Source organism: Mesorhizobium sp. M7A.F.Ca.CA.003.01.2.1, assembly GCF_003998945.1.
GTDB lineage: Bacteria > Pseudomonadota > Alphaproteobacteria > Rhizobiales > Rhizobiaceae > Mesorhizobium > Mesorhizobium ciceri.
In genome coordinates, this window is record NZ_RZRA01000760.1 from 1 (window position 1) to 2,866 (window position 2,866).

General features: G+C 62.4%; 3 protein-coding genes and 1 pseudogene. All 4 read left to right on the top strand.

Features of this window, described 5'->3' with window-relative positions; genetic code table 11:
- Window positions 1-373 (top strand): TOBE domain-containing protein (locus tag EN969_RS25040; protein WP_127419482.1); only part of this gene is annotated, 373 nt, incomplete at its 5' end.
- Window positions 374-383: 10 nt separating this feature from the next.
- A complete protein-coding gene (locus EN969_RS25045; RefSeq protein WP_013531811.1) occupies window positions 384-1,451 on the top strand; it encodes an ABC transporter ATP-binding protein in 1,068 nt (355 codons plus the stop codon).
- Window positions 1,452-2,318, top strand: a complete 867-nt coding sequence (locus EN969_RS25050; RefSeq protein WP_013531810.1) for a sugar ABC transporter permease — start codon at window positions 1,452-1,454, stop codon at window positions 2,316-2,318. It begins immediately after the preceding gene.
- A gap of 1 nt (window position 2,319) precedes the next feature.
- A pseudogene (locus EN969_RS25055) lies at window positions 2,320-2,866 on the top strand (carbohydrate ABC transporter permease); the annotation flags it as partial.

The window sequence follows — 2,866 nt, forward strand, 5'->3', positions numbered from 1 at the left end:
GCTCAACACCATCGTGCTGGCCAAGAAAGGTGGGGATTTCCTGCTCGAGGGTGGGGTCAAACTGCCGGTGCCCGCCGATCTCGCCGGCATTGCCGATGCCATGTACACGGTCGGTTTTCAGCCGCATCACCTGTCGCTCGATCAGCCCAATGCCGCCGCTGTGCCGGTGCGCGCCAAGGTGACGATCACCGAGATCACCGGCTCGGAAAGCTTCATCCATCTCGATTTCGCGGACGCGCGCTGGGTCATGCTGACCCACGGCATCCCCGACTTCGAACCCGACGCCGAGGTCGAGGTGTTCATCGATCCGCGCCACATCATGGTCTTCGACGAGCACGGCCGTGCCGTGGCCGCGCCGAAGCTGGCGGCTTGAGGGGAAAGATATGGCACGCATAGACGTCAACCATGTCAGGCATTCCTATCTGCCGAACCCTCGGAAGGATGCCGATTTCGCGCTCAGGGAAGTGCACCACACCTTCGAGGACGGCGGCGCCTATGCGCTGCTCGGGCCATCGGGCTGCGGCAAGACCACGCTGCTCAACATCATTTCGGGATTGCTGCACCCGTCGCACGGTCAGTTGCTGTTCAACGGCAAGGACGTGACCAATTTGTCGACGCAGGAGCGCAATATCGCGCAGGTGTTCCAGTTCCCGGTCATCTACGACACCATGACCGTCTACGACAATCTGGCCTTCCCGCTGCGCAATCGCGGCGTGCCGGAAGCCGATGTCGACCGCAAGGTGCGCGAGACGCTGGAGATGATCGACCTGGCGTCCTGGGCGAAGAAGAAGGCGAGGGGCCTGACCGCCGACCAGAAGCAGAAGATCTCGCTCGGCCGCGGGCTGGTGCGCTCCGACGTCAACGCCATCCTGTTCGACGAGCCGCTGACCGTCATCGACCCGCATATGAAATGGGTGCTGCGCTCGCAGCTGAAGCAGCTGCACCGCCGCTTCGGCTACACCATGGTCTATGTGACCCACGACCAGACCGAGGCGCTGACCTTCGCCGACCAGGTCGTGGTCATGTATGACGGCGGCATCGTCCAGATCGGCACGCCAGCCGAACTGTTCGAACGGCCACGCCATACCTTTGTCGGTTATTTCATCGGCTCGCCCGGCATGAACGTCATGCCGGTGGCCATCGACGGCAAGACGGCGACGCTCGGCTCGCAGCGCATCGAACTGCCGGGCGCGCCAAAAGCGGGCAGCGGCGCCATCGAACTCGGCATCCGTCCCGAATATGTCCGGCTTGGCCGCGACGGCATGGCCGTGCAGGTCAGCAAGGTCGAGGATCTCGGCCGCCACAAGGTGGTCCGCGCCAAGCTCGAAGGCCGCGAGATTGCGGCCGTCATCGGCGAGGACGAGACCGTGCCAGCCGATCCGAAGGTGCGGTTCGAGCCGGCCGGCATCAACATCTATGCCGATTCCTGGCGCGTCGAGATGGGGGCATAGATGGAAAAGACCTGGAACAACAAGGCCTGGTTCCTGGTGCTGCCGGTGCTGGTGCTGGTGGCGTTCTCGGCGGTCATCCCGCTGATGACCGTCGTCAACTATTCGGTGCAGGACACGTTCGGCAACAACGTCTTCTTCTGGGCCGGCACCGAGTGGTTCGAGGAACTGCTGTCTTCCAGCCGCTTCTGGGAAGCGATGGTCCGCAACCTGATCTTCTCCTTCATCATCCTGGCGATCGAAGTGCCGCTCGGCATCTTCATCGCGCTCAACATGCCGAAAAAGGGCTGGGGCGTGCCGGTCTGCCTGGTGCTCATGGCGCTGCCGCTGCTGATTCCGTGGAACGTCGTCGGCACCATCTGGCAGGTCTTCGGCCGCAACGACATCGGTCTGCTCGGCTACTACGTCAACGCGCTCGGCATCGACTACAACTATGTGCAGGACCCGTTCGATGCCTGGGTCACCGTCATCATCATGGATGTCTGGCACTGGACCAGCCTCGTCGTGCTGCTCTGCTATGCCGGCCTGGTCTCCATTCCGGATGCCTTCTATCAGGCGGCCAAGATCGATGGCGCCTCGCGCTGGGCGGTGTTCCGCTACATCCAGCTGCCGAAGATGAACAGGGTGCTGCTGATCGCCGTGCTGCTTCGCTTCATGGACAGCTTCATGATCTATACCGAACCCTTCGTGGTGACGGGAGGCGGTCCCGGCAACTCGACGACATTCCTGTCGATCGACCTCGTCAAGACCGCGCTCGGCCAGTTCGACCTCGGTCCGGCCGCAGCCATGTCGCTGGTCTACTTCCTCATCGTCCTTCTGCTGTCATGGGTCTTCTACACCGTGATGACCAACTACGACGCGGAGCGCTGAGATGACCGGCGCCAACGAAAGAGCCGATAGAGTGAGCGAGACCACAGCAGCGGGCAAACTGGCGAGCACACTCTCGCAGGATCAGGTCGCCCGGCTGATGCGCAAACGCGGCGAGGAATCGCGCTGGTGGTGGATCGTGCCGACGGTCTACATCGTCGTGCTTTTGCTGCCGATCTACTGGCTCATTAATATGAGCTTCAAGACCAATGCCGAGATCGTCTCCTCGCTGACGCTCTATCCGCACCAGCCGACGCTCGCCAACTACGTCACCATCTTCACCGACGCCTCCTGGTACTCGGGCTACATCAACTCGATCACCTATGTGGTGATGAATATGGTGATTTCGGTGGCTGCCGCGCTGCCGGCAGCCTACGCCTTCTCGCGCTACCGCTTCCTCGGCGACAAGCACCTGTTCTTCTGGCTGCTGACCAACCGCATGGCGCCGCCGGCGGTGTTCGCGCTGCCGTTCTTCCAGCTCTATTCGGCCTTCGGCCTGATCGACACGCACATTGCGGTGGCGCTGGCGCACTGCCTGTTTAACGTGCCGC